Origin of the sequence: Epilithonimonas xixisoli (assembly GCF_004365655.1) — a bacterium.
In the GTDB taxonomy this organism is placed as follows: Bacteria; Bacteroidota; Bacteroidia; order Flavobacteriales; family Weeksellaceae; genus Epilithonimonas; species Epilithonimonas xixisoli.
Genome location: NZ_SOEO01000001.1, coordinates 1 through 24,017 on the forward strand (window position 1 = coordinate 1; position 24,017 = coordinate 24,017).

The following is a 24,017-nucleotide window of genomic DNA, read 5'->3' on the forward strand; positions in this document are numbered from 1 at the left end:
AAGCCCTCTAGCGCCGATGGTACTGCGAAAGCGGGAGAGTAGGTCGCCGCCAGTTTTTTTAAACGCTCATCATTCACTTGATGAGCGTTTTTTTTGATCTAAACTTAGAGAAAAGCAAATCTACAAGCAATCACATAACGTAATTTGTTAAGACATTTAAGAAAATGAAGGTTTTTTACAAAATCTTTTAATAATTATCAGAGCTTATGGGTTATGTTAATCAAATATAATTTTTAAAACATCCTAGTTATTACTAACTTAATCTATAGGTTCTCATTAATATGACTTAAAATCTGTTAATCTTATAATAAAAATGTTGATTTCATTTTTTTTCGAATCTTAATTAGATTATTTTTGCACAAATTAATTTTTAAAATGAAAAAATACTTAGTTCTTCTTTTAATTTCTCTAATGGTAGTTTCTTGCTCCAAAGTTAAAGTAGAAGGAAATGTAAAAGGAGGTTCTCCTTTGGAAAGAATCGAATTTATAGAAGCTTCTGGCGTTGCAACGCTTCCGCTTATCAATATTGGTGTTGATGAGAAAGGTAATTTCAAAGGAGAATTCAAAGCTCCTAAAAACGGAATGTACGCGATGACATATGCGGGTAAAATGAATTTCATTTATCTTAAAAAAGGTCAGGATTTGAAGATCTCTGGTGATGCTGCAACTTTCCCTGAAATATACAAAATAGAAGGAGATGCTAAAAAGAATAATGATTTCATCACAGCTACTCAAAAATATTTGGAGACGTACAGTTCTAAACTGAATATGCAAATGCTTCAGAAAAAAGAAACGGAGTTCCTTGCAGAAATCAAAAAAATCCATTCCGATCTTGAGAAAAATCTAGATGAAAATGCTGACAAAATTGGTGCAGATAGTGATGTCATTAAGCTTAAAAAAGATGAGTTGACAACCAATATTTTGACTTTCCTAGTTCAGTATCAATCTACTCATGGACAAGTAACTGGAAATCCGACTTTCAAAGTTTCAAAAACTTTTTCTGATTACGAGAAATCTTTGACAAAAGATAATGATAGAATGGTAGAAAATTTACCTGTTTACAGAAATTACTTGTTAAACAAAGTTGGACAGGATTTCCAAACATTTGCTGAGAAGCAAACAGATAAAAATACTGCTAGTATGTCTTCTATTTTCGCAAGATACTTGGCTACAAATAAGGATATGTCTCAAAAAACAAAAGACTATCTTTTGGCTTTTGTAATCGCTAAATTTGATCTAAATCCCTATACAAGCGAAATAGAAAAAGTGAAAAAAGTAAGCGAGGAATATATCAAAGATTCTGAGGTGAAAAAAGATTTGAACTCTGCTATCAATGCCGTTTTCGGATTGAAAAAAGGTGAAGCTGCTCCGAAGGTTTCTCTTCAAAAATTAGATGGAAAATCTGCAAGTTTCGAAGCCAATGGAAAACCAACTTTGGTAATGAGCTATGCGTCTTGGAATCCTTACATTGGACAATCTACAATTCCTGTTTTGAAGGAAGTCGTTGATTTTTATAAAGCAAAAGTTAACTTTGCATTCGTCAATCTGGATGATACAAAAGAACAATTCACAAAAACGGCTAATGCTATGTTCAAAGGAGTGCCTGGAACAAGCTACTATGCAGAAGGTGGATTGTCATCTGACTATGCTAAGAAATTCTTCATCTACGGATTCAAAATACCGGGATTTTTCTTGATTGATAAAGATGGAAAAGTAGCGAGCCAAACTTTCTATAATTTAGGAGATGCTAAGTTTGTAGAAGAAATGAACAAAATTTCTGGTTTGCAAGCGCCAACTGTTAACCCGCAAGCACAATTGCAAAACGAATTGTTGCAACAGAATCCAAATGCAGATTCTGCAAATACAAAATAATAAATGAAGCAAAGAAGAAACAAAATTCTTGAAAATATCAGACTCCTTTCTGCCGGTGCGAAAGGAGTTTCTGTTGGTAAAACAGAAGATGGGAAAACCGTTTTAGTAAAAGGAGCAGTTCCCGGCGACCTTGTGAATGTGAGGGTTCAAAAATCAAAAAGTAATTATTTTGAAGGTGAAGCCGTTGATATTTTAGAATATTCGGAACACAGAGTAGAAGCCAAATGTATCCATTTTGGAGTTTGTGGTGGCTGTAAATGGCAGAATATTGCGTATGAAAAACAACTCGATTTCAAACATAATGAAGTTGTCAATAACATCAAAAGAATTGGTGGTTTCCCAGAGTTTGAAGAAGTTCCGATTCTTGGTGCGCCAGACCAATATTTCTACCGAAATAAAATGGAATTCTCGTTTTCCAATGCACGTTGGTTGACGAAGTACGAGATCAGTTCCGAGGAAAATTTTGGCAACAGAGATGCTCTAGGATTTCATATTCCGGGTATGTGGAGCAAAATTTTGGATTTAAAAGAATGCTATCTGCAAGAAGATCCATCAAACCAAATCAGATTAGCCGTTAAGAAATATGCAGTCGAAAATGGTTTGGAATTTTATGATGTAAAAGAACAAAAAGGTTTCCTGAGAACTCTGATGCTTCGTCAAAATTCCAAAGGCGATTGGATGGTACTTTTCCAATTGTATAAGGATAATAAACCAGAAAGAATCAAGTTGTTTGATTTCCTTTTGAGTGAGTTTCCACAGATTACGACTTTGGTTTTTGCCGTTAATCCAAAAGGAAATGACAGTATTTATGATTTAGATATTCAAAACTATTTTGGAGAAGGTTTTATCTATGAAGAAATGGATGGACTTAAATTCAAAATCGGACCAAAGTCTTTCTTTCAAACCAACTACAAACAAGCTTTAGAATTATACAGAAAGACTTTGGAATTTGCTGATCTTACAGGCGACCAAGTGGTTTATGATCTTTATACAGGAACGGGAACTATTGCCCAGTATGTTGCGCGAAATGCAAAACACGTGATTGGGATAGAAGCAGTTCAAGAAGCTATAGATGCTGCTATTGAGCACGCAGAACTGAATGGACTTACCAATACAACTTTCTATTGTGGCGATATGAAAAATGTTTTCAATGATGAGTTTTTGGCCAATCATCCAAAAGCTGATGTTTTGATTACAGATCCACCAAGAGACGGGATGCATCAAAAAGTAGTAGAGCAGATTTTGAAACTCGCTCCAGAAAGAATCGTTTACGTAAGTTGTAATTCGGCGACGCAAGCCAGAGATATTGCATTGATGAAAGAGGATTACGACTTGGTGAAAATTTTGCCAGTTGATATGTTCCCACAAACGCACCATGTGGAGAATATTGCTTTGTTGATCAAAAAATAATTATAATTTCCAGCGTAGATTATGAAGAATATATTTTGGCTTTTCGGAGTTTTGATGCTGCTCACCAGTTGTGGAGGAGAAGATGATATCTGCCTCAACAGCGATTCTACACCAAGACTGAAACTGAAATTCAGAAATGCTAATGACCAGCTCATTCGTATGGATACACTTTATATAGATGTGGATTTTGGAAAAGATTCGTTGAGAAACACCACTACTGCCGTCGCTGTAGATTCGGTTTTGGTACCACTGAGGATAGATGATAGTTCTTTCACAGATTTCTATGTCAGAACGAGAAAGGCTGGACCCAGAAGCAAGATCAGAGTCAATTATGAGGCAAAATCTATCTACGTTTCTCCCGCTTGCGGTTTCAAAAGAAATTATGAAAATCTAAAGCCAGAACTCAGCCAGCCAGATCCGGTTCAAAGCATTCAAACCAACGTAACATCATTGACAGATGAGAATAGAATCAATTTTTATCTTCGTTTTTAGTCTTTTATCTCTATCCGTGTTTGCTCAGAACCAAGCGGAAGAGAAAAAACAAGACTCGATAAAATGGAAGTACACGCCCAACTTCACCGTTGGTGTCGATGTTCTGAATATCGGAACAGGATTTTTTGGAGACAGACAGCTCATTCAGGGATTCGTATCCAGCAGGATCAATAAAAAAGTCCATGCCATTGTAGAAGTGGGTTATGACAAAAATATCTACGAAAAAAATGGTTACGATGCAAAAGCAGACGGACTCTTTGCCAAGATTGGAGGTTTCTATATGTTGTCGATGGATCCGGAGAATGACCTCAATGGGTTCTATGCTGGCGCCAAACTGGCAGGAAGTTTCTACAATCAGCAGTACTTTGCCATCCCAATCAAAGGCTCTGGCAGCGAGGGTGTTTCCATAGCTTTTGATCCTTCCAAGCAGAGTAGTTATTGGCTAGAAGTTGCATTGGGCGCAAGAGTTCAGGTTTTTGATACCAATTTTTTCATCGATGTCAACGCACAACCTCGATATTTGGTTTACACAACAAAACAAGAGGAGATAGAACCTATGATCATCCCAGGTTTTGGGAAAAGTTCCGGAAGTTTCAATATGGGATTCAGTTGGAGCATCGCTTACAAATTTTAAAATACAAAGTCTGCAACTAGCAGGCTTTTCTGTTTTAATACATCGTATTTGAGTCCTGCAGACCATTGTCTTAGGTTTGGGCAGCTTTTCCGCCCTCCGTTCCCGCTTTTTTCTATTGCGCTGCCTCCGCCTCTGCTACGGCAGCACAATAGAAAAAGAGCTCCACTCAGGTCGGGCTGCGGTGTGAGATCCAAAACACAATTCCAAATTCATATCAACCAAAGATTTCGACAATAGTTTAGATATGCAGAGATTATTAAAAAGAGAAGCTTCCCTCTCATAGTTGGGAAGCTTCCCATGAGATGATAGCAAGCTTGCTATGATATGAAAGCAGCGCTGCTTTTTTTATCAATGTGCAATTAGTATAATTTAATCCGATTAATTAGAAAGAATATTTATAAAAAAAAGCACAAAACCGAAATTCAGTTTTGTACTTTTTTGAAATCTAATAATTATAATAATTTAGTTCACTTTGATGCTAAAAGGAGTTTCCATCATGACAGCCGATTTGGTGTTTGGATCTGTGATGTGTTGGAAGATTTTGAAGTTCTCTTTCCCTATTTTATTTTTAATCACTCGGGTAGAGAAGTCCTCATCTGTTTCCGCAGAGAAGATCTGTTCAAACTTCGACATTTTTGCAGGATAAGAAGAAACACTGTAATCTTTTACGTTCGCCGATTTTGCAGCAAAGTTGATTGCATCTTCCAAAGTTCCCAACTCATCTACGAGTCCTATTTCTTTTGCACGCACGCCAGACCAGATTCTTCCACCTCCTACAGCATCTATCTGTTCAAAGGATTTTTTTCTGTTTTGCGTCACGAAATGGACAAAACGCTGATAGGTAGATTCTACGCTTCTCGTCATAATGTTCAATGTTCCCGGGCTTAGTCCGTTGATAGCAGAGATCATATTGGAGTTGGCATTGGTAGTGACAGCATCGCTACGGATTCCGTTCTTAGCTGCCAAATCTTTGAAGTAAGGAATAACTCCGAATACGCCGATGGATCCTGTAAGCGTATTAGGCTCGGAATAAATTTTGTCTGCACCCATTGCAATGTAATATCCCCCAGACGCTGCGTAATCTCCGAAGGAAACTACCACAGGCTTTTTGCGTTTCAACTGTTGCATTTCGAAAAGAATTTCATCCGATGCATTGGCACTTCCACCTGGCGAATTGATTCTGAAAACGACCGCTTTGATGTTGTCATCCTTCTGTAGTTTCTTGATTTCTTTCACAAAGTTTTCTGCATAGATTGCATCGTAACCTTTTCCGTTGTTAATAGCGCCAGATGCATATAAAACTGCAACCTTGTTTTTATCACTTTTGGAATCTATAGAATTGGCGTATTTGGCAAAAGAAATTTTGTTGATCTTTTTATCATTATCAAGTTTAAGTTTTTTCTTGATGAGATTATCATACTCCGATTTTTGAATCAGCCCATCAGTCAGTTTGTATTTTAGACTCAAATTTGGAAGATAAGCATACAAGCTGTCTGTAATGGTTTTGAATTCTGGAGCAGGAATGTTTCTCGAAGTTGCGATTTTGTTGGACGTATTATTCCAAATATCGTTTAGCAAAGTAGAAAGTTGCTCTTGGTTTTCCGGCGAGATTTCGTCTTTCAAAAATGGCTCTACAGCCGCTTTGAATTTTCCGTGACGGATCACCTGGATTCCGATGCCGTACTTCTCAGCAAAACTTTTGAAAAAAGTTACTTCCGCGGAAAGGCCTTTCAGTTCAATGCCTCCAGCAGGATTTAGGTAATATTTGTCCGCTACAGAACCTAAATAATAAGCACCTTGAGAAACCGAATTCCCGTATGCATAAACAAATTTTCCACTCTTCTTGAAATCAATCAAAGCATTTCTGATGTCATCCAACTGTGTAATTCCAGCGTTGATAAAATCAGATTCTATACTGATTCCTTTGATCTTGTCATCTGTTTTTGCATTTTTGATGGCTTGCAAAACGTCATAAAGGAGAACGGCTTTTTCTTCCTTGTTAATAGAGAAAAAATCTTCCTGATCTTCCAGAGGACTGTCGATTACTTTTGTTTTTAGGTCCAATGTTAGGACAGAGTCAGATTTTACATCACTGGTTTCGGAAATCGAAGATATAGCGATAAACATGATGAAAAAGGCAAAAAAACCTGCGACTACAATGAAAATTGCAGTTAAATTTGCGAGAACTAGTTTGAAAAAACTTTTCATTATAAGATAATTTGATAGATATGTCGTACAACAATGTGGTTTTGTTACTGGGAAGTAATATAAATAATCCAGAAAATAATATTAAAATTGCTTTGGAAAAAATAGAAGATGTAATAGGTCTAATATTAACAAAATCTGAATTAATCATATCAAAGCCCGTAGAATTTGATAGTTACAATAATTTTTGTAATATTGCAGTTCGAATTAAAACACAAATTTCGCCTATAAAACTGCTGGGTAAGCTGAAGGAAATAGAAAGAGAAATGGGTCGCACCAAGGATTCTTCTTATTTCGGAGCTTATCAGGACAGGGTTATAGATATTGATATAATATTATTTAATAGTATAAAGTTCATATCCAAAAAACTTATTATTCCGCATCACAAGAATCTATTTGAACGGGATTTTGCGATGAGATTAATAAACGAAGTACGATAAATAACGATAACACAAATGATTATGAAGAAAAAACTATTTCTACTTCTCCTTTTACCAGTTCTAGGTTTGGCTCAAACCAATAATGAGGCTGCTAGTGATACGGAAATCAAAACACAACCTTTTAATAACAAAAGCCGACTTTTCAAAGATTGGTCTGTCTCTGTTGGTGGTGGTGGCGCTTTTATGTCTCATGCAGATCTTACATCGTTCTATGGAGGTGATATTAACTGGGGATGGCACGGCTATGTGAGTTTGGACAAACAAATCAGCCATACTTTTGGGATTTCTCTAATGTACACCAAAGGACAAACCAATCAAAAAGCTTATCTTAATGAAGCGGCTGGCGTAGGACACGGTTATACAAAATTTGACCAGCTTGCATTGCTAGGAGATGTGAATTTCTCCAATATTATGAGAAGAGTAGATAATAAGTCTAACTTCAGATGGGCATTGCACGGATACGGAGGAATTGGATTTACAGGGTATAAAACTTTCTTGCAAGACAATGCAATTCTTAGCAAATGGCCACTTTATATAGAGCAGAAAATGGATATTGCCTCTTTTACCTACATTGGTGGAATTGGATTGAAATATAATATTTCCAGACTATTGGATATTGAGCTTAGAACTTTATATATGTTAAGTGGAGATGAGGAGTTTGATGGCGGTGGATGGACTAGAGAAGCAAATCCAGGCTATAACGAAATAAATGACACATACTCTGATAATGCTTGGTTGGTAAATCTTGGTATTTCCTTCAAATTGGGAAAAAACAAAGACCACCTTCGTTGGGTAGATCCCTTACAAATGGCTTATGCTAAAACGGCAGCATTGGAAGATCAGTTCAAAGATTTCAATGTTTGTGAAAAAGGTGATGGTGACAACGATGGCGTTTGCGACGATTGGGACAGACAACTAGACACGCCTGCCGGAGCGAGAGTAGATGGAGCTGGTGTTGCACTGGATATTGATTTGGACGGTGTTATCGATCTTAATGATAAGTGTGTAACAGTTCCAGGACCAATATCAAACAATGGTTGTCCAATAGAAACAACAGCTCAGCCAATTGCTACAAAGCAAGTCGCTATAGATGAAATTAATAAATATTTTAAAGGAATAGAATTTGAATTGAATAAAGATGTTATTCGATCAAAATCTTTTCAGGATCTAAATCAAGCTGCGGATATAATCAAAACTTTAGGAGCGGGCGATAGTTTCATTGTTGTTGGAGCTACAGACAGTAGAGGGTCCAGTGCTTATAATAAAAAACTATCTCAGGCAAGAGCTAATGCAGTTCTTAAATATTTAGTTGATAAAGGTGTTTCTTCGTCTGTATTAACTGCAGAAGGACGAGGTAAAGAAGATTTGAAATATACTGAATGCGATCCAGCTACCAATTGTCCGGAATGGAAAAATGAAGCGAACAGAAGAGTATATTTTGTAGCAAAATAATTAACTAGAAAAAAAACATTCAAATATGAAACAAAATTTATTATCATTAGTAGCAGCTAGTTTATTGTTACCTATGAGTTTGGCTGGTCAGGAAGCGCCTACAAATGCAAATTCCGGCTCCGAAAATGTTTCCCCATTTACACAGTCTTCAAAAAGATTCAATGATTGGTCCGTATCTATCGGTGCGGGTGTACCTTTGGTGCAGTCTGCGGATATGACTTCTATCAAAAATGGAAATGGAAAAAACCTTTTTGGATATTCCGCTTATTTAAGTGTTGATAAAGCGATTACCCATGCTTTTGGACTTAACTTACAGTATGATCGAGGAGAAACAAGACAAGGTTATGCCAACACAAAAGATCACGTCGCTTTACCAGATAGACAAATTGCTGGTAGAACACAATACAATGCCATTTCAATTTTAGGAGATCTTAATTTCTCAAACCTTCTTAGAAGAGTAGATAACAAATCACCTTTCAGATGGGCCTTGCACGGATATGCAGGTATTGGTGTACTATCTTACAAATCATACAGACAAGATCCAGGACCATACAATCAAACACTGAATTTTGAATCTAAGCCATTCAAACTTGGTTCTATTTTTGGTCAAGCGGGTGCTGGTCTTAAATTTAAAATCAACAACAGAATCGATATCGAAGGAAGAATGATGTACGTCGTAAGTGGCGATGACGAATTCGATGGAGCTGGAGTTGGACAAAATGGTTACAACCTAATAGAAGATCAAATCTCCGACAACTTCTTCAATACCACTCTAGGACTTACTTTCAAACTAGGAAAACACCAGTCTCACTTGATGTGGCACGATCCTTTGCAGGAAATCTATTACAAATTAGATGTTCTTAATGAAAAAACGCAAGATCTTGAAGTTTGTAAAAAAGGAGATGTTGATAATGACGGTGTTTGTGACGATTGGGACAGACAGCTAGATACGCCTGCTGGAGCTAGAGTAGATGGAGCTGGTGTAGCGTTGGATGTAGATTTGGACGGTGTTATCGATCTTTATGATAAGTGTGTGACGGTTCCAGGACCAGTAGAAAACCAAGGTTGTCCTTTGACAATGAACAATTCTACAGGAGTGGTAACAGACGATACAGCGCTTCTTAAAGGAATTGAGTTTGATTTGAATTCTGACAGAATCCTGCCTTCAAACACACCAATCTTGAACAATGCAATTAATTATATTAATTCATCTAACAGCAATTTCCGCGTAATTGGAGGTACTGATACAAGATCGACGGATGCTTATAACCAAAAACTTTCTGAAAGAAGAGCGAACAATGTAAAAGATTATTTGATTCAAAACGGAGCAGATAAAACGAAGATTGAAGCGATTGGAAAAGGAGAGAAAGACCTTCTTTACCCAGAATGTGATCCAGCTGAGAAATGTCCAGAATGGAAAAACAGAGCAAACAGAAGAGTATATTTTGAAGCTAAATAAAATATATTTCTAAATAAACAAAAACCGTTTCGTTTTATCACGAGACGGTTTTTTTATTTTAAAGAATTGATTAAATTTACAAATGCTTTCTTCCAAAGAATCACAAAATATTTTAATTCATCAGACGCTCAAACAATTTTGGGGGTTTGATGAATTTCGTTCTTCGCAGGAACACATAATCCTATCCATCATCAATGGTAAAGATACTTTGGCGCTTTTGCCAACTGGTGGTGGGAAATCGCTTTGTTACCAATTACCAGCCATAATTCTGGAAGGAACTTGTCTCGTGATTTCGCCTTTATTAGCATTAATGAGAGACCAACTGCAATCATTGCAAGCTTTAGGAATCGAGGCCGAATTGTTGAGTTCTGATTTGGACGAGTTTGAGGAAGAGACTGTTTACAATCGGTGCAAGGAAGGTTTGACCAAAGTTCTTTTCGTATCACCCGAGAGATTACAAAATCAATTATTTTTAAGGAATATTCAGGAAATTCATATCTCGTTTATTGCGATAGATGAGGCGCATTGTATTTCGGAATGGGGACAAGATTTCCGCCCGAGTTATCAGAACATCAAAAAGTTTCGTCAAGATTTCAAAAATGTACCGTGCTTGGCATTAACGGCGACTGCGACCAATCAGGTTGTTGATGAGATTTCAATTAAGTTAGGTCTTCATCAGCCTCAGGTTTTCAAACAAAGCTTCCGTAGAGAAAATCTTAATATTATTGTTGCAAACACTGCGGACAAATATAAAAGGATTTTAGAATTTCTGAGACAAAATCAAGCTTCCGGAATCATTTATACCCGAACCAGAAAGGAAGCTGAAGAATTGACACACTATATTAAAAACAATAATTTCCAAAACGTCGATTTCTTCCACGCCGGAATGACTGCTCGTGACAGAGAGAATCTTCAGAAAAAATGGATTACCAGTCAGTTTCACGTTTTGGTTTCTACCAACGCTTTCGGAATGGGAATTGACAAAGATAATGTCCGATTTGTGATTCACTTTTCGCCTTCTTCGACGCTGGAAAATTACTATCAAGAAATCGGAAGAGCGGGAAGAAATGGTGAGGAAGCGATTGTCCTGCTACTTTGGAATGAGCAGGAATTGAAGAACATTGATGATATTTTCAAAAACCAAATCCCCAATAAAACCGAGTACGAAAAAATCCTGATGTATCTGTATTCCATTTTTCAGATTGGAGATTCGGATTTACCGGAACGGACTTTTCAGCTGGATATCAACAGAATCAAAAATCTGACTAAATTATCAACCGCAAAAATCAAAAATATTCTGACGTTTCTGAACAATCAGGAACTCATTTATTATAAAAATTCCATTTCGTCTTCCACACTGCAAAGTTTTATCAATTCTGAGGATTTGGAACAGTTGGCGCCTTCGGATGCTTATTTTATGGAATTGTTGTTCCGTAATTTGCCAGGTTTAGCAATCCAAAAAGTTCATTTCAGCGATTTGGCTTTTTGCAAAAAGAATGGATTTGATATCTTGAGTTTCAAAGAAAGGCTGAAACAATTGCAAAAAGCCGGACATTTGGAATATCTCGATGGAAGCCAACATTCCATCAAATTCCTAAAACCTCGGAACGACCGGCATCTATCGGGCGAATATTGGACGCTTTTCAATCATATCCAAAAAAATAAATTGAAGAAATGGGAAGAAAATAAATTCTTCATCAAAGACACAGACTTCTGCAAAATGAAATTGATTCTAAGCTATTTCGGAGAACGAGATGCAGAGAATTGTGGAAAATGTTCTATCTGTAGAAAGAAAACAAATACCAAAAGAACCTTGTCCACAGAGATTTTCGAACAACTTGCCAAGCGACCGATGGCTTTGGAAGAAGTCGCCGCCAATCTCAATTTCCACTCCAGAGAATCCATTTCCGACACGCTGATTTTCCTTTTGGACATCGGCAAAGTAAAAATGTTGAACTACAAAACTTATATGCTCAATCAATAAAACGTAGAATCACTCGCAGCCCGACTTGAGCGGAAATCCTTTTTTGCTTGTACAATGTTTCTATTTATTCTGAAATCGTCTGCAAAAAAGATTGGGAGCGGAAGGCGGAATAGCTGCCATAAAAATCAATTATCAACTATCATTTATCAATTATAAAATCAATGACGAAATCCCTAAATGTCGTTTTTTTCGGAACTCCCGACTTTGCCAAAGTTTCTCTGGAAGCCATTTTCAAATCTCATCATAAAGTGGTCGGTGTTGTAACAGCAGCCGACAAAGCCAGCGGACGTGGTATGAAACTTACGCCTTCACCAGTCAAAGTTTTTGCAGAAGAAAACGGACTCCATCTTTTTCAACCCGAAAAATTGAGAAACCCGGAATTTCTAGGAGCGATTCAAAATCTGAATGCCGATGTTTTCGTGGTGGTTGCTTTCAGAATGATGCCTCAGGTCTTATTCTCGATTCCGAGATTGGGAACTTTCAATCTCCACGCATCATTGTTGCCGGATTATCGTGGCGCGGCACCAATCAATTATGCAGTTATCAACGGCGAAACCAAAACAGGTGTGACAACATTTTTTATTAATGAAAAAATTGATGAAGGAAGCATTCTTCTTCAAGCCGAAACCGACGTTTTACCAGAAGACAACGCGGGAACTTTGCACGATAAATTGATGAATATCGGCTCGGAATTAATCATCAAAACTTTGGATGGTTTGGCTGATAATTCAATCCAAGAAAAACCGCAGCCCGAAAAAGAAAATCCAAAAACGGCTTACAAAATATTCAAAGAAAATCTGAAAATCGATTGGAATCAAACTGCTGAAACCGTTCATAATTTCGTGAGAGGAATGTCACCTTATCCAACGGCTTTTACTATTTTGAAAATTGGAGAAGAAGAAAAATCTTTGAAAATATTCAAAGGAAAATTCGAGGTTCAATCACATACTCGTGAAGCCGGAGATTTTGATATTTCAAAAACGGAATTCAAGTTCTATACAAAAGACGGAATCTATTATCCGGAAGATGTTCAAATCCAAGGGAAGAAAAGATTGCCTGTCAAAGATTTTTTGAATGGAATCCAGAATTTTGACGAGTATAAAATGTCTTAGTATTTCTTTGATGAGTTTTATGTCTTTGCGAACTTTAAAATATTTTCAATAATTATAAAAAAAACTTTGCGGACTTTGCGTTCAAAATATTTCTAACATAATTAATCAATTTAAAAATGAAAAAACTTTTTCTCGTTTTTTTGTTCACATCAAATCTCTTTTTTGCGCAAGATTTGAAAATGATGACCTACAACATCCGACTGTCATTGGAAAGTGATAAAGAAAACTCGTGGGACAACAGAAAGGAAGATGCTTTGGCGCTGATGAGCTATTACCATCCGGATTATTTCGGCGTGCAGGAAGCGGTTCCACAGCAAATGATTGACATCAAAACCAAATTGAAAGATTATGATTATGTCGGCGTTGGTAGAGACGATGGTAAAAATCAAGGCGAATATTCAGCGATTTTCTATGACAGAAATAAATTGGAAGTTTTAAAATCAGGAACTTTCTGGCTCAGCGAAACACCAGAGAAACCATCGAAAGGTTGGGACGCCGCTTACAACAGAGTTTGCACTTATGCGTTTTTCAAAATCAAAAAAAGTGGTAAAAAGTTTTTGGCGATGAATCTCCATTTTGACCACGTCGGCGATATTGCAAGAGTGAATTCTGCAAAGTTAATCCTCGAAAAAATCAAGGAACTGAATCCACAAAATCTGCCTTTGACCTTGACTGGCGATTTCAATTTGACGGATGATTCGGAGCCTATCAAAATCATTTCTCAATCTTTGGACAATGTTTTTTACCATTCGAAGAAACCGCACTACGGACCAAAAGGAACGTTCACAGCATTTGATGTGAACACTGTTCCAAAAGAAAGAATTGATTATATTTTTGTAAAAGGCTTTGAAGTCCAATCGAACCGAACAATCAACGACAGACTGGAAAATCTCCTTTATCCATCCGACCATTTTCCCATTTTGGCGGAGATTAGTTTTAAAAAATAATTATAAAAGCAAAATCCTCTTGGTGAAAGAGGATTTTTTGTTTACTATGAGTGCCTATTTTATCCATTCCTGAATAAAACTTGTTTCTTTGTCGTAATCTTCATTCTCGTAGGTAAATCTTGCAAAATGTTTTTCATCTTTTTGAGGAATAGATTTAGGCTCGATTTTGTACAGATTGTAAAAAATTGTGTCTTTCAATTCTGCATTTCTTCCGTGAAATGTTTTGCTTAAGTAATAAACGTTATTTTTAATTTTATAGAGATTCATATCGAAACCAGTTCTAAATCTTCCAAAAGGAAATACTTTATTTGAATTTAAATCGTAGATTAATTGATAATTGACACTACATCCAAGACCTGTACACATATCATTTTCGAGTTGTAGCAACAATAAGTTTAATGGCTTATAATATTTGACTTCTGATATGTTATTAGCGTAATTAACTGAATCTTTTGAACTCCAAACATCATTGATAGTTAGAAGTTTTTTCACATCAATTTTATTGTCGTTTATTCGAATTACAAAACCTTTATTTTTATTAGAACTGCTAATTTTTAGATTTGGATTTAATACTGAAACGGAATCTAAACTTGTAGAAAATGTTGGTTTAATCTCTGAATTATCCAAAGCAGAAACAAAATCCGATACATCATTTTTAATTTTCTCTGTTGAATCAATTTTATTTATTTTAATTTCTGTACTATTTTTTTTACAACTAAATAAAGTGAAACTTAAAATAAGCAAGAATAATATTTGATTTGTGTTTTTCATAGTTTAAATTTAGAAAAACTATTTCTCCCAAACAATCTTCTTCACCATCAAATCACTAGAATTGGTTCCAACCATTATTTCAAATTCGCCGGCTTCCCAATCGTAATTCAGGGCGTCATCGTAGAATTTCAAATCTTCCGGAGTTAGTTTGAAAGTAACATTTCTGTTTTCGCCTTTCTTCAAAAATATTTTCTGGAAACCTTTCAATTCTTTGATAGGGCGAACCACTTTCCCGAAAAGGTCGCGAATATAAAGCTGAACCACTTCCTCACCATCAAATTTCCCCGTATTGGCAACATTCACATTGATGGTCAAAGTTTGATTGCCTTTCAGATTTTCAGAACTCAAATTGAAGTTGGAGTATTTGAAATCAGTATAGCTCAATCCAAATCCAAACGGGAATTTCGGGTCGTTGTCCAAATCGATGTAAGCGGAAACGTAATTTCTGTCCGTGGATTTTCCGGCTGGTCTTCCGGTGTTGTAATGGTTGTAATAGATTGGGATTTGACCTTCTGTTCTTGGGAAAGTCATTGGCAATTTTCCGCCAGGATTCACATTTCCGAAGATGACATCGGCGATAGAATTTCCGGCTTCCGTTCCCAGCCACCAGCTGTAAACGATGGTCGAAATATTATCTGCTGCCCAATCAAAAACCAAAGGTCTTCCAGCGTTTATCATCAAAACAATTGGTTTTCCGGTTTTTGCGATTTCTTTCAATAAGTCTTCTTGAACACCTGAGAAATGTAGGTTGCTTCGGCTTTTCGCTTCGCCACTCATTGCGTGTCCTTCGCCCAAAGTCATAATCACGACATCTGCTTTTTTCGCAGTTTCGATGGCTTCTGCAAACATCGATTTGTTGTCGTCGTTTTCATTGCAGCCTTTTGCGTAAAGTAAAGTTGAGTTTTTGTCTAATTGATTTTTGATACCATCAAATTGAGTCACAATTCTCTGTGCATCATCTTTGAAAGGAACCGACCAAAATCCGTGCATCGCAACTGCTTCTTTTCCGAATGGTCCAATCAAAGCAACGGTTTTTGTGGATTTTGAAAGGGGAAGGATTTTCTTTTCGTTCTTTAAAAGGACAACACTTTTTGCACCGAATTCTCTTCCGAATTTTCTGTGTTCGAGATTGTTGGTCTGCTGTTTTTGTCTTTCAGAATTTGAAAATTTGTAAGGGTCGTCAAACAATCCCAGTTCGAATTTTTTGATTAAAATTCTTCTCACGGCATCATCCACAAACTTGATATCTACTTTTCCTTCTTTGACCAATTTCGGAAGTTGCTCCATATAGATATTGCTTTCCATATCCATATCTGAACCTGCGAGAATGGCTTTTTCTCCAGCTTCGGCGTTGTCTTTTGCGTAGCCGTGTTTTATCATTTCGCCGATGCTCCCCCAATCGGAAACCACAAAACCTTGGAATTTCCATTGGTCTTTTAGTAAATCTCTCAAGATATATTTATTCGCCGTTGCCGGAATTCCATTAATATCATTGAATGAATTCATAAAAGTTGCAACGCCCGCTTCAGAAGCTGCTTTGAAAGGTGGAAGATAAGTCTCGTGAAGTTGACGAAGACTCATATCAACAGAGTTGTAATCTCGTCCGCCAACTGCTGCGCCGTAAGCTGCGAAGTGTTTGGCGCAGGCCATTATTGCGTCGATGTTACCTAAGCCTTTGCCTTGGAAACCTTTGATTCTTGCCAATCCGATTTTGGTTCCGAGGTAAGTATCTTCGCCGGAGCCTTCCATCACGCGTCCCCATCTTGGGTCTCTGGCAATGTCCACCATTGGTGCAAATGTCCAATGAACACCGAAAGCTGAAGCTTCTATTGCAGCGATTCTTTCGGATTTTTCTATCCTATCTAAATCCCAGCTTGCGGCCTGACCAAGATTAATCGGGAAAGTCGTTCTGAAACCGTGAATTACATCTTGTCCAAAAATCAACGGGATTTTGAGTCGAGATTCTAAGGCTAATTTTTGGAAAGCTTTTGTTTCTTCTGCGCCAGTTACGTTGAGCATAGAGCCGACTTTTCCACTTTTTATTTCGTCCAAGACTTTTTTGGAATTGGAGTTTTGTGGACCTGTGGCATAATCGAAGCCGCTGTATTGGACGAGTTGTCCGGCTTTTTCTTCCAAGGTCATTTTGGAAAGGAGTTCGGTGACTTTTTGGTCGATGCTTTTCTGGGCGGAAATACTGATTCCGAAGATTAAAAGCAGGAGCGAAAGGCTATATTTTTTCATTGTAATGTTGTTGTCTCTTTTTGAGAAATTGATTGAGGTAAATGTAATTATTATAAACCACCCCGTCAAAAATTTTTCGAATTTTTGAATCCCCTCCAGAGGAGGGGAATTTAGAATTTTGTTTTTTTGTGTTCTGAGAAGTTGACAAACTTGGTAATTATTGCAAATATTTGATTTGTCTTGGAATCTGCAGCCCGACTTGAACGGAAATCCTTTTTTGCGTAATCTTAAGTTCTATTTAAAAGGAAATCGTCTGCAAAAAAGATTGGGAGTGGAAGGCGGATAAAGCTGCCCAAATAATAATTCAAATTCTATGATATTGGATAAATGATGCCCAGCGAGGGAATTGGTTTTAATTCTTTATTTTTGAGTTTTAAATTTTGGAAATGAAAAAACTATTATTGGGATTGATGCTGATGGGAACGGCGATTTCTGCGCAGGAACTGTATGTGCCGAGGAATATCAAGAATGCTTATGCGAAAGGGACTCGCGATGTTTCCGGAAAGCCGGGGAAAAATTACTGGCAGAACAAAGGTGTTTATGATGTGAATGTGAAAGTGGATGCGGTGACGAAAATGGTTTCAGGTTCTGAGACGATTCAGTATTCTAATAATAGTCCGGATGAGCTGAAGGTTTTGGCGATTCGATTTGTGAATAATATGACCAAACCACAATCTCCGAGAGCTGGATATGCGTCAAAAGATGCTTTGACAGATGGATTGAAAATTAAATCTTTCTATATCAACGGTGAAAAATATAACATCAACAGTGAAGACTGGTCAACAGTTGAGGCTGTTAAATTGACTAAACCATTAGCGTCAAAATCTAAAACCGAAATTAAAATCGAGTGGGAATATCCGTTGGCAAAGGAAAGTGGAAGAGAAGGGCAGATAGACCCAGAGACTTTTTATGTGGCATATTCTTTCCCACGAGTTTCTGTTTATGATGATTACAATGGCTGGGATATGTTGCAGCACAATGGCAGACAGGAGTTTTATAATGACTTCAATGATTACTCGTTTGCTATTTCGGCACCAAGGAATTTTGTGGTTTGGTCAACGGGAGATTTTCTGAATCCTGAGGAAGTTTTGCAACCAGAATATCTGAAACGTTTTAAGGAATCTTTGAAATCTGATAAAATAATCCACGTTGCCAATGAATCTGAAATGAAATCGGGGAAAGTGACGAAACAGAATGAGTGGAATGTCTGGAAATTCAAAGCGAACCATATTGTAGATTTTTGTTTTGCATTGAGCAATCATTACGTTTGGGATGCGTCGAGTGTTCAGTTGAAAACGAAAAGAGCGAGCGTTCAGTCCGCTTACAAAGTTGGCGCAAAAGATTTCGAACAATATACAGAATGGATGCGCTACAATTTGAAATGGTTTTCGGAAAACTGGCCGGGCGTGGAATATCCGTTCCCTGCGATGACGGCTGTGCAAGGTTACGCCGATATGGAATATCCAATGATGATAAATGACACAAGTATTCCAGACGATTTGCAAGATGCGAGATTGACGGCGGACCACGAGATTGCTCATACTTATTTCCCTTTTTATATGGGAATCAATGAAACGAGATATGCGTTTATGGACGAAGGTTGGGCGACGATGCTGGAATATTTGATTGGAATCTCGGAGAACGGACAAGAATCTGCGGATAAATTTATGAAGAACTTCCGTGTGAAGCGTTGGATTAATGATGCTTCGACTGAGCAAGACCAACCGATTATCACGATGAGCTCACAGCTTTCGGGCGCTGGATATGGGAACAATGCTTATGTGAAATCGGCGTTGTCTTATTTGGCTTTGAAGGATTATTTGGGTGATGATTTATTCAAAAAAGCTTTGCATCATTATATGGACAATTGGAACGGGAAACATCCGATTCCGTGGGATTATTTTAATTCTATGAATGCTGGTTCTGGGAAGAATTTGAATTGGTTTTTCAACAATTGGTTTTACACGAATCATTATATTGATTTGAAGATTGCGTCTGTTTCTCAAGATAAAAATCAATTGAATTTGATGGTTGAAAATATTGGTGGATTTGCAGTTCCGTTTGATGCGGTTGTGACTTACAATGATAATTCGACGGAGAAAGTTCATTTTACGCCAGCGGTTTGGGAGAAAAATGAGAAACAAACCAACTTGAATTTCGCAGTTAAAAAGAAAGTCAAATCTGTGAATTTGGATGGTGGGATTTTTATGGATTATACGCCGGATGATAATTTGAAATTGGTAAATTAGGATTCAAAATTTAACACCAATGAAAAAAGTATTTTTATTAATTGTTGCTGTTTCGATGCTGGTTTCCTGCGTTTCCAACAAGACGAAAACACTTCAGCAGAATATCCTGACCTTGCGTGACAGCTATTGCAAAGCGCCGTTGCAGTACAATTATTCTCAAAAATTACCGTCGTACAACTCAGATTCTATTTTGTTGGCGAACAGTCATTTGAAAACTTATTTTTCTGACCAAAGTATTCTGATTCTGAATGCATTGAAAAGTATTGATGAAGTGGAAGATATTTTGAAATATAAAAAAGATGGTTCTTTGGAAGCTCAGGTGAAAGTGCTTCAACTCAAAACAAAAATCAACAGTAAAATCAGTATTTCACTCACGGAATTGGATGCGGTTGCGGCGGAGTTTGATTGCGAAGGCGAACGCGTGGCGCAAATGGCGAATTATGTGGATAATATCAATAGCAACAATAACAACAAGCTGATTCTTTTCTCCATCATCACAGGTGCGGTAACTTCGGTTGCGAGCGGGATTATCAAAAATGACAATGCAGAAAACATAGTGAGTATTGGCGGTGGACTTTTGGGAGCTGGTCTTGGTTTGGCAACTTTCAATCCGAAAGGGAAAAAAGTGGAATTCATTCACGAAAGGAATTTGTTGAAGGATATTTGGGAACAGAAATTACAATCTCATAATTTTCCGCCTTTTATTTGGTATATGTACACGGAGAAAAAATTCACGGGGAATCGGGAACATTCGATTATTCAGAATATGAAGCAGAGATGGATTAATTATCAGTTTGATAATGATGAAGATTCTGCGAACAAATCTGTGAATTTTGGAACTGGTGGCTACTATCGCTCATCGGATTTGCAGAATCGTGCCTCGATGTTGAACCAAATGCAATCCGCGACTAGGACCATCAATCAGAATATCAATTATCTGCTTTTGGATTTGGATAAGATGATTTCGGAATCTTAGAATTTAATTTGAAAATCTACATTAGAAAAATTCATTCTATCAGGAAAGTTTCTTTTATTAATGATAGCTTTGCAGCCATTAATTCATTAATCATAAAATTATAAAATGAAAAGACAAACCATCGCATTGTTTTGCGTAGCCGCGCTCAGTATTATTTCTTGTGCTAAGGAAGGCGATAAAAAAGACGACAGCAAATACACAGATGAGCAAAAAGCGTCTTATTACATAGGAATGAGTATCGCTCAAAATATGAAACAAGAAGGTTTTAAAGTTGATGCAGAACTTCTGGCTCAAGGTATCAAAGAAGAATTGGACAGCACGAAGAAAAAAATGTTGCCAGCAGAAGAGATGAACAGCTTTATGCAAGATTTTATGATGAAGCAACATCAAAAGAAACAATCTGAGGCAAATGCGCAAGGCTCTGAAAATAAGAAAAAAGGTCTGGAATTCCTTGCGAAAAATAAAAGCAATCCAAAAGTGAAAACCACAGCCTCAGGCTTGCAGTATGAAGTTCTACAAGAAGGTGACGGTAAAACAAAACCAAAAGCAACAGACGTTGTTCAAGTAAAATACACCGGAAAACTATTGGACGGAATTGTTTTCGATTCTACCGATAAAAATGGTGGCGCACCAATGGACATCAATCTGGGATCTGTAATCGCAGGTTGGACAGAAGGAATTCAATTGATGAGCAAAGGTTCCAAATACAGATTTTACATTCCATCCGAATTGGCTTATGGAGACCAAGGCGCTGGAGATGCAATTCCTGGAGGAGCAACAATTATCTTTGATGTAGAATTGGTGAATATAAAATAAGGCTTATCAATTCGATAAAAATCAAAAACCTCAGCTAAAGTATAGCTGAGGTTTTCTTGTTTAAAATAGTATTTAATATGAAGAAAAATTTAACTTAACTTATTCCACCGGTCTAAAAACCAAACCTGTCTCTTCAAAATAATCCAAGGTAATTCTGTCGCCGTCATTCACGGTTCCTGCAAGGATTTCTTTTGATAATTTGTTTAAAACTTCTTGCTGAATCACTCTTTTCAAAGGTCTTGCTCCAAAAACAGGGTCATAACCTTTGTTGGTTAAATAATTCAAAGCGTCCTGTGTTGCGGTCATAATGATATTTCTCTTTGCAAGCATATCGTTGAAGCCTCTCAACTGATACTGAACGATTTTTCCGATTTCTTTTTTTCTTAAAGGCTGGAACAACACCGTTTCATCAATCCTGTTAAGAAATTCCGGACGAAGAGTCTGTTTCAACAAATCAAAAACCTGAATTTTTGTTTTATCGACAATTTCATCCTGATTTTCCTCGGTAATATTCTCAAAATTCTCCTGAATAATATGCGAACCGAGATTCGAAGTCATAATGATAATCGAGTTTTTGAAATTCACCACACGACCTTTATTATCGGTCAATCTTCCGTCATCTAAAACCTGTAATAAGGTGTTGAAAACATCCGGATGCGCTTTTTCAATTTCATCCAAAAGCACCACTGAGTAAGGTCTTCTTCGCACAGCTTCCGTCAGTTGTCCACCTTCATCGTAACCAACATATCCCGGAGGCGCACCGACCAATCTTGAAACGGAATGTCTTTCCTGATATTCACTCATATCAATTCTCATCATGTTGTTTTCGTCGTCGAATAAAAATTCGGCTAAAGCCTTTGCCAGCTCGGTTTTACCAACTCCGGTTGTTCCTAAGAATAAGAAACTTCCGATTGGTTTTTTCTCATCACTCAAGCCCGCTCTGTTTCTTCTGATGGCATCTGCAACTGCTTCTATCGCCTCTTCCTGACCCACAACCCTGTGATGAAGTTCGGTTTCCAGATGCAATAATTTTTCTCTTTCAGATTGAAGCAACTTCGTAACTGGAATTCCCGTCCATTTTCCGATAACTTCTGAGATATTTTCGGCAGTTACTTCTTCCTTAATCAATTCATTCTGATGGTTTTGCATTTCCAGTTCGAGTTTCTGCAAAGCATCTTCTTTCTCTTTGATTTTTCCGTACTGAATTTCAGCAACTTTGGCGTAATCTCCTGCTCTTGAAGCTCTTTCAGCTTCGAGTTTTAAGGATTCAATATCTTTTTTAATCTGGGTTAAATCTTCAGATTTTTGTTTTTCTTTCAGCCATTTGGCATTGATTTCATTTCTTTCTTCAGAAATTTTTGAAATATCTTCTTTTAAATGGTCGATTTTGGTCTGACTTCCTTCTCTCGAAATGGCCGCCAACTCAATTTCCATCTGCATCAGTTTTCTGTCGAGAACGTCCAGTTCTTCAGGTTTTGAATTGATTTCCATTCTCAATTTGGCTGAAGCTTCATCAATCAAATCAATCGCCTTGTCCGGTAAAAATCGGTCTGAAATATATCGCTGAGACATTTCCACTGCCGCAATAATCGCTTCATCTTTGATTCTAACTTTGTGATGCGCTTCATATTTATCTTTAATTCCACGGAGAATAGAAATTGCAGATTCAGTATCTGGTTCTTCCACCATTACTTTTTGGAAGCGTCTTTCTAAGGCTTTATCCTTTTCGAAATATTTTTGATATTCATTCAAAGTGGTTGCACCGATTGCTCGCAGTTCGCCTCTTGCCAAGGCTGGTTTTAGGATGTTTGCTGCATCCATCGCACCTTCTCCACCTCCGGCTCCCACCAAAGTATGGATTTCGTCGATGAAAAGAATGATTTGCCCGTCTGATTTGATTACTTCATTCACGACAGATTTCAAACGTTCTTCGAACTCACCTTTGTATTTTGCACCGGCGATCAAAGCTCCCATATCCAAAGAATACAAAGTTTTATCTTGCAGATTTTCAGGAACGTCTCCATTGATGATTCTGTGCGCAATTCCTTCTGCAATTGCAGTTTTACCAACGCCCGGCTCACCAATCAAAATCGGATTGTTCTTCGTTCTTCTCGAAAGAATCTGCAAAACTCTTCTGATTTCTTCATCACGCCCGATTACTGGGTCCAATTTCCCTTCTGCAGCAAGTTCGTTGAAATTTTTAGCGTATTTATTTAAGGATTGATACGTTTCTTCCGAACTTGCAGAAGTTGCTTTCGAGCCTTTTCTTAATTCTTTGATTCCGCCTTCCAGAAGACTTTTGGTTACACCCATATCTTTCAGCATTTTCGAAACTTCAGAATTTGTTTCTAAAAGTGAAAGCCAAAGATGTTCGATGGTTACAAATTCATCACCCATTTTTTTGGCGATGTTTGGAGCGTCCAACAAAACTTTGTTCGCTGATTGAGAAAGGTAAATATTTCCGCCTTGTACTTTCGGAAGTCTTTCGAGGTTTTCACGATTTCGCTCTCTTACCAAAGTGGAATCTGCTTCCGCTTTTTTGAGTAAGAAAGGCGATATATTTTCATCCACCTGAAAGATTCCTTCCAGAAGATGTTGAGGTTCTATTTGCTGGTTGCCAAATTCCATTGCCACTTGTTGCGCGGCTTGGATGGCTTCTTGTGATTTTACTGTATATTGGTTTAAGTTCATATTATTTTGGTATTAAATGATTAAAGAATTATAAGATTAGTTATTAAAAATCTGTATCAAATTCTGTTCAATTTTCAGTTTTAAAAAACATTAAGAAAGTAATTTTTGAGGTTGACTCTCTTAATGCTTTATCAATTATTTAATTCGAATAGCTTATCGCAAAAAGTATTCTTTTGTTGAATTTTTAAAATTATCAGACAAAATTTCCGAATAATTGAATTTTAATTAAAATCGAAACGACAAAATTTCCGAAAATTAAATAATTA

17 protein-coding genes are annotated in these 24,017 nt (G+C 37.2%); 13 read left to right on the forward strand and 4 right to left on the reverse strand.

The window, feature by feature from the left end:
• Positions 1–375 precede the first annotated feature (375 nt).
• From B0I22_RS00005 to B0I22_RS00020, 4 genes are read left to right on the forward strand one after another with little or no spacing between them, the layout of a single operon-like run.
• Positions 376–1,872, forward strand: a complete 1,497-nt coding sequence (locus B0I22_RS00005) for a TlpA family protein disulfide reductase (protein WP_133942569.1) — start codon at positions 376–378, stop codon at positions 1,870–1,872.
• Between the two features lie 3 nt (positions 1,873–1,875).
• Entirely contained in the window at positions 1,876–3,282 is a 1,407-nt protein-coding gene (gene rlmD, locus B0I22_RS00010; RefSeq protein WP_133942570.1) for a 23S rRNA (uracil(1939)-C(5))-methyltransferase RlmD, read from the forward strand.
• Between the two features lie 21 nt (positions 3,283–3,303).
• Positions 3,304–3,774 (forward strand): DUF6452 family protein, encoded by a 471-nt coding sequence (locus B0I22_RS00015; RefSeq protein ID WP_133942571.1) that lies wholly within the window; start codon positions 3,304–3,306, stop codon positions 3,772–3,774.
• Entirely contained in the window at positions 3,740–4,408 is a 669-nt protein-coding gene (locus B0I22_RS00020) for a DUF6048 family protein (protein WP_133942572.1), read from the forward strand. The genes B0I22_RS00015 and B0I22_RS00020 overlap by 35 nt, the downstream gene beginning before the upstream one ends.
• A 462-nt stretch (positions 4,409–4,870) precedes the next feature.
• Here the strand turns inward: B0I22_RS00020 and sppA are convergent, their stop codons facing one another.
• Positions 4,871–6,616, reverse strand: coding sequence for a signal peptide peptidase SppA (sppA, locus tag B0I22_RS00025; protein ID WP_133942573.1), 1,746 nt, complete (start codon positions 6,614–6,616; stop codon positions 4,871–4,873).
• A 20-nt stretch (positions 6,617–6,636) separates the two neighbouring features.
• Here sppA and folK point away from each other — a divergent pair, with 20 nt between their 5' ends.
• The 6 genes from folK to B0I22_RS00055 all read left to right on the forward strand — a co-directional run bounded on the left by folK (position 6,637) and on the right by B0I22_RS00055 (position 14,007).
• Positions 6,637–7,053, forward strand: coding sequence for a 2-amino-4-hydroxy-6-hydroxymethyldihydropteridine diphosphokinase (folK, locus tag B0I22_RS00030; RefSeq protein ID WP_133942574.1), 417 nt, complete (start codon positions 6,637–6,639; stop codon positions 7,051–7,053).
• A 21-nt stretch (positions 7,054–7,074) separates the two neighbouring features.
• Entirely contained in the window at positions 7,075–8,505 is a 1,431-nt protein-coding gene (locus B0I22_RS00035) for an OmpA family protein (protein WP_133942575.1), read from the forward strand.
• Between the two features lie 25 nt (positions 8,506–8,530).
• Complete coding sequence (locus tag B0I22_RS00040; protein WP_133942576.1) at positions 8,531–9,964, forward strand: OmpA family protein; 1,434 nt, start codon at positions 8,531–8,533, stop codon at positions 9,962–9,964.
• 82 nt (positions 9,965–10,046) lie between these two features.
• Entirely contained in the window at positions 10,047–11,948 is a 1,902-nt protein-coding gene (locus tag B0I22_RS00045; protein WP_133942577.1) for a RecQ family ATP-dependent DNA helicase, read from the forward strand.
• Between the two features lie 161 nt (positions 11,949–12,109).
• Positions 12,110–13,060 carry a methionyl-tRNA formyltransferase gene (gene fmt / locus B0I22_RS00050; RefSeq protein WP_133942578.1) on the forward strand — a complete coding sequence of 317 codons (951 nt, stop codon included), beginning with the start codon at positions 12,110–12,112 and terminating at the stop codon, positions 13,058–13,060.
• Positions 13,061–13,176: 116 nt separating this feature from the next.
• Complete coding sequence (locus tag B0I22_RS00055) at positions 13,177–14,007, forward strand: endonuclease/exonuclease/phosphatase family protein (protein ID WP_133942579.1); 831 nt, start codon at positions 13,177–13,179, stop codon at positions 14,005–14,007.
• A 54-nt stretch (positions 14,008–14,061) separates the two neighbouring features.
• Here B0I22_RS00055 and B0I22_RS00060 read toward each other — a convergent pair whose 3' ends face one another.
• Positions 14,062–14,778 (reverse strand): hypothetical protein, encoded by a 717-nt coding sequence (locus B0I22_RS00060; RefSeq protein WP_133942580.1) that lies wholly within the window; start codon positions 14,776–14,778, stop codon positions 14,062–14,064.
• 18 nt (positions 14,779–14,796) lie between these two features.
• Positions 14,797–17,019, reverse strand: coding sequence for a beta-glucosidase BglX (gene bglX / locus B0I22_RS00065; protein WP_133942581.1), 2,223 nt, complete (start codon positions 17,017–17,019; stop codon positions 14,797–14,799).
• Positions 17,020–17,405: 386 nt separating this feature from the next.
• Here bglX and B0I22_RS00070 point away from each other — a divergent pair, with 386 nt between their 5' ends.
• The 3 genes from B0I22_RS00070 to bamJ all read left to right on the forward strand — a co-directional run bounded on the left by B0I22_RS00070 (position 17,406) and on the right by bamJ (position 21,060).
• Entirely contained in the window at positions 17,406–19,268 is a 1,863-nt protein-coding gene (locus B0I22_RS00070; RefSeq protein WP_133942582.1) for a M1 family metallopeptidase, read from the forward strand.
• 19 nt (positions 19,269–19,287) lie between these two features.
• Complete coding sequence (locus B0I22_RS00075; protein ID WP_133942583.1) at positions 19,288–20,244, forward strand: hypothetical protein; 957 nt, start codon at positions 19,288–19,290, stop codon at positions 20,242–20,244.
• 105 nt (positions 20,245–20,349) lie between these two features.
• Positions 20,350–21,060 carry a BamJ family beta-barrel-assembly machinery protein gene (gene bamJ, locus B0I22_RS00080; RefSeq protein WP_133942584.1) on the forward strand — a complete coding sequence of 237 codons (711 nt, stop codon included), beginning with the start codon at positions 20,350–20,352 and terminating at the stop codon, positions 21,058–21,060.
• A 99-nt stretch (positions 21,061–21,159) separates the two neighbouring features.
• Here the strand turns inward: bamJ and clpB are convergent, their stop codons facing one another.
• Entirely contained in the window at positions 21,160–23,751 is a 2,592-nt protein-coding gene (clpB, locus tag B0I22_RS00085; protein WP_133942585.1) for an ATP-dependent chaperone ClpB, read from the reverse strand.
• Positions 23,752–24,017: the final 266 nt, after the last annotated feature.

Excerpts from the sequence above, each read along its gene's own strand:
- bamJ (WP_133942584.1), top strand. The coding sequence starts at position 20,350 with ATGAAAAGACAAACCATCGCATTGTTTTGCGTAGCCGCGCTCAGTATT.
- B0I22_RS00005 (WP_133942569.1), top strand. The coding sequence starts at position 376 with ATGAAAAAATACTTAGTTCTTCTTTTAATTTCTCTAATGGTAGTTTCT.
- B0I22_RS00075 (WP_133942583.1), top strand. The coding sequence starts at position 19,288 with ATGAAAAAAGTATTTTTATTAATTGTTGCTGTTTCGATGCTGGTTTCC.
- rlmD (WP_133942570.1), top strand. The coding sequence starts at position 1,876 with ATGAAGCAAAGAAGAAACAAAATTCTTGAAAATATCAGACTCCTTTCT.
- B0I22_RS00040 (WP_133942576.1), top strand. The coding sequence starts at position 8,531 with ATGAAACAAAATTTATTATCATTAGTAGCAGCTAGTTTATTGTTACCT.
- folK (WP_133942574.1), top strand. The coding sequence starts at position 6,637 with ATGTCGTACAACAATGTGGTTTTGTTACTGGGAAGTAATATAAATAAT.
- bglX (WP_133942581.1), bottom strand. The coding sequence starts at position 17,019 with ATGAAAAAATATAGCCTTTCGCTCCTGCTTTTAATCTTCGGAATCAGT.
- B0I22_RS00055 (WP_133942579.1), top strand. The coding sequence starts at position 13,177 with ATGAAAAAACTTTTTCTCGTTTTTTTGTTCACATCAAATCTCTTTTTT.
- B0I22_RS00070 (WP_133942582.1), top strand. The coding sequence starts at position 17,406 with ATGAAAAAACTATTATTGGGATTGATGCTGATGGGAACGGCGATTTCT.
- B0I22_RS00020 (WP_133942572.1), top strand. The coding sequence starts at position 3,740 with ATGAGAATAGAATCAATTTTTATCTTCGTTTTTAGTCTTTTATCTCTA.
- B0I22_RS00060 (WP_133942580.1), bottom strand. The coding sequence starts at position 14,778 with ATGAAAAACACAAATCAAATATTATTCTTGCTTATTTTAAGTTTCACT.
- fmt (WP_133942578.1), top strand. The coding sequence starts at position 12,110 with ATGACGAAATCCCTAAATGTCGTTTTTTTCGGAACTCCCGACTTTGCC.
- sppA (WP_133942573.1), bottom strand. The coding sequence starts at position 6,616 with ATGAAAAGTTTTTTCAAACTAGTTCTCGCAAATTTAACTGCAATTTTC.
- B0I22_RS00015 (WP_133942571.1), top strand. The coding sequence starts at position 3,304 with ATGAAGAATATATTTTGGCTTTTCGGAGTTTTGATGCTGCTCACCAGT.
- B0I22_RS00035 (WP_133942575.1), top strand. The coding sequence starts at position 7,075 with ATGAAGAAAAAACTATTTCTACTTCTCCTTTTACCAGTTCTAGGTTTG.
- clpB (WP_133942585.1), bottom strand. The coding sequence starts at position 23,751 with ATGAACTTAAACCAATATACAGTAAAATCACAAGAAGCCATCCAAGCC.
- B0I22_RS00045 (WP_133942577.1), top strand. The coding sequence starts at position 10,047 with ATGCTTTCTTCCAAAGAATCACAAAATATTTTAATTCATCAGACGCTC.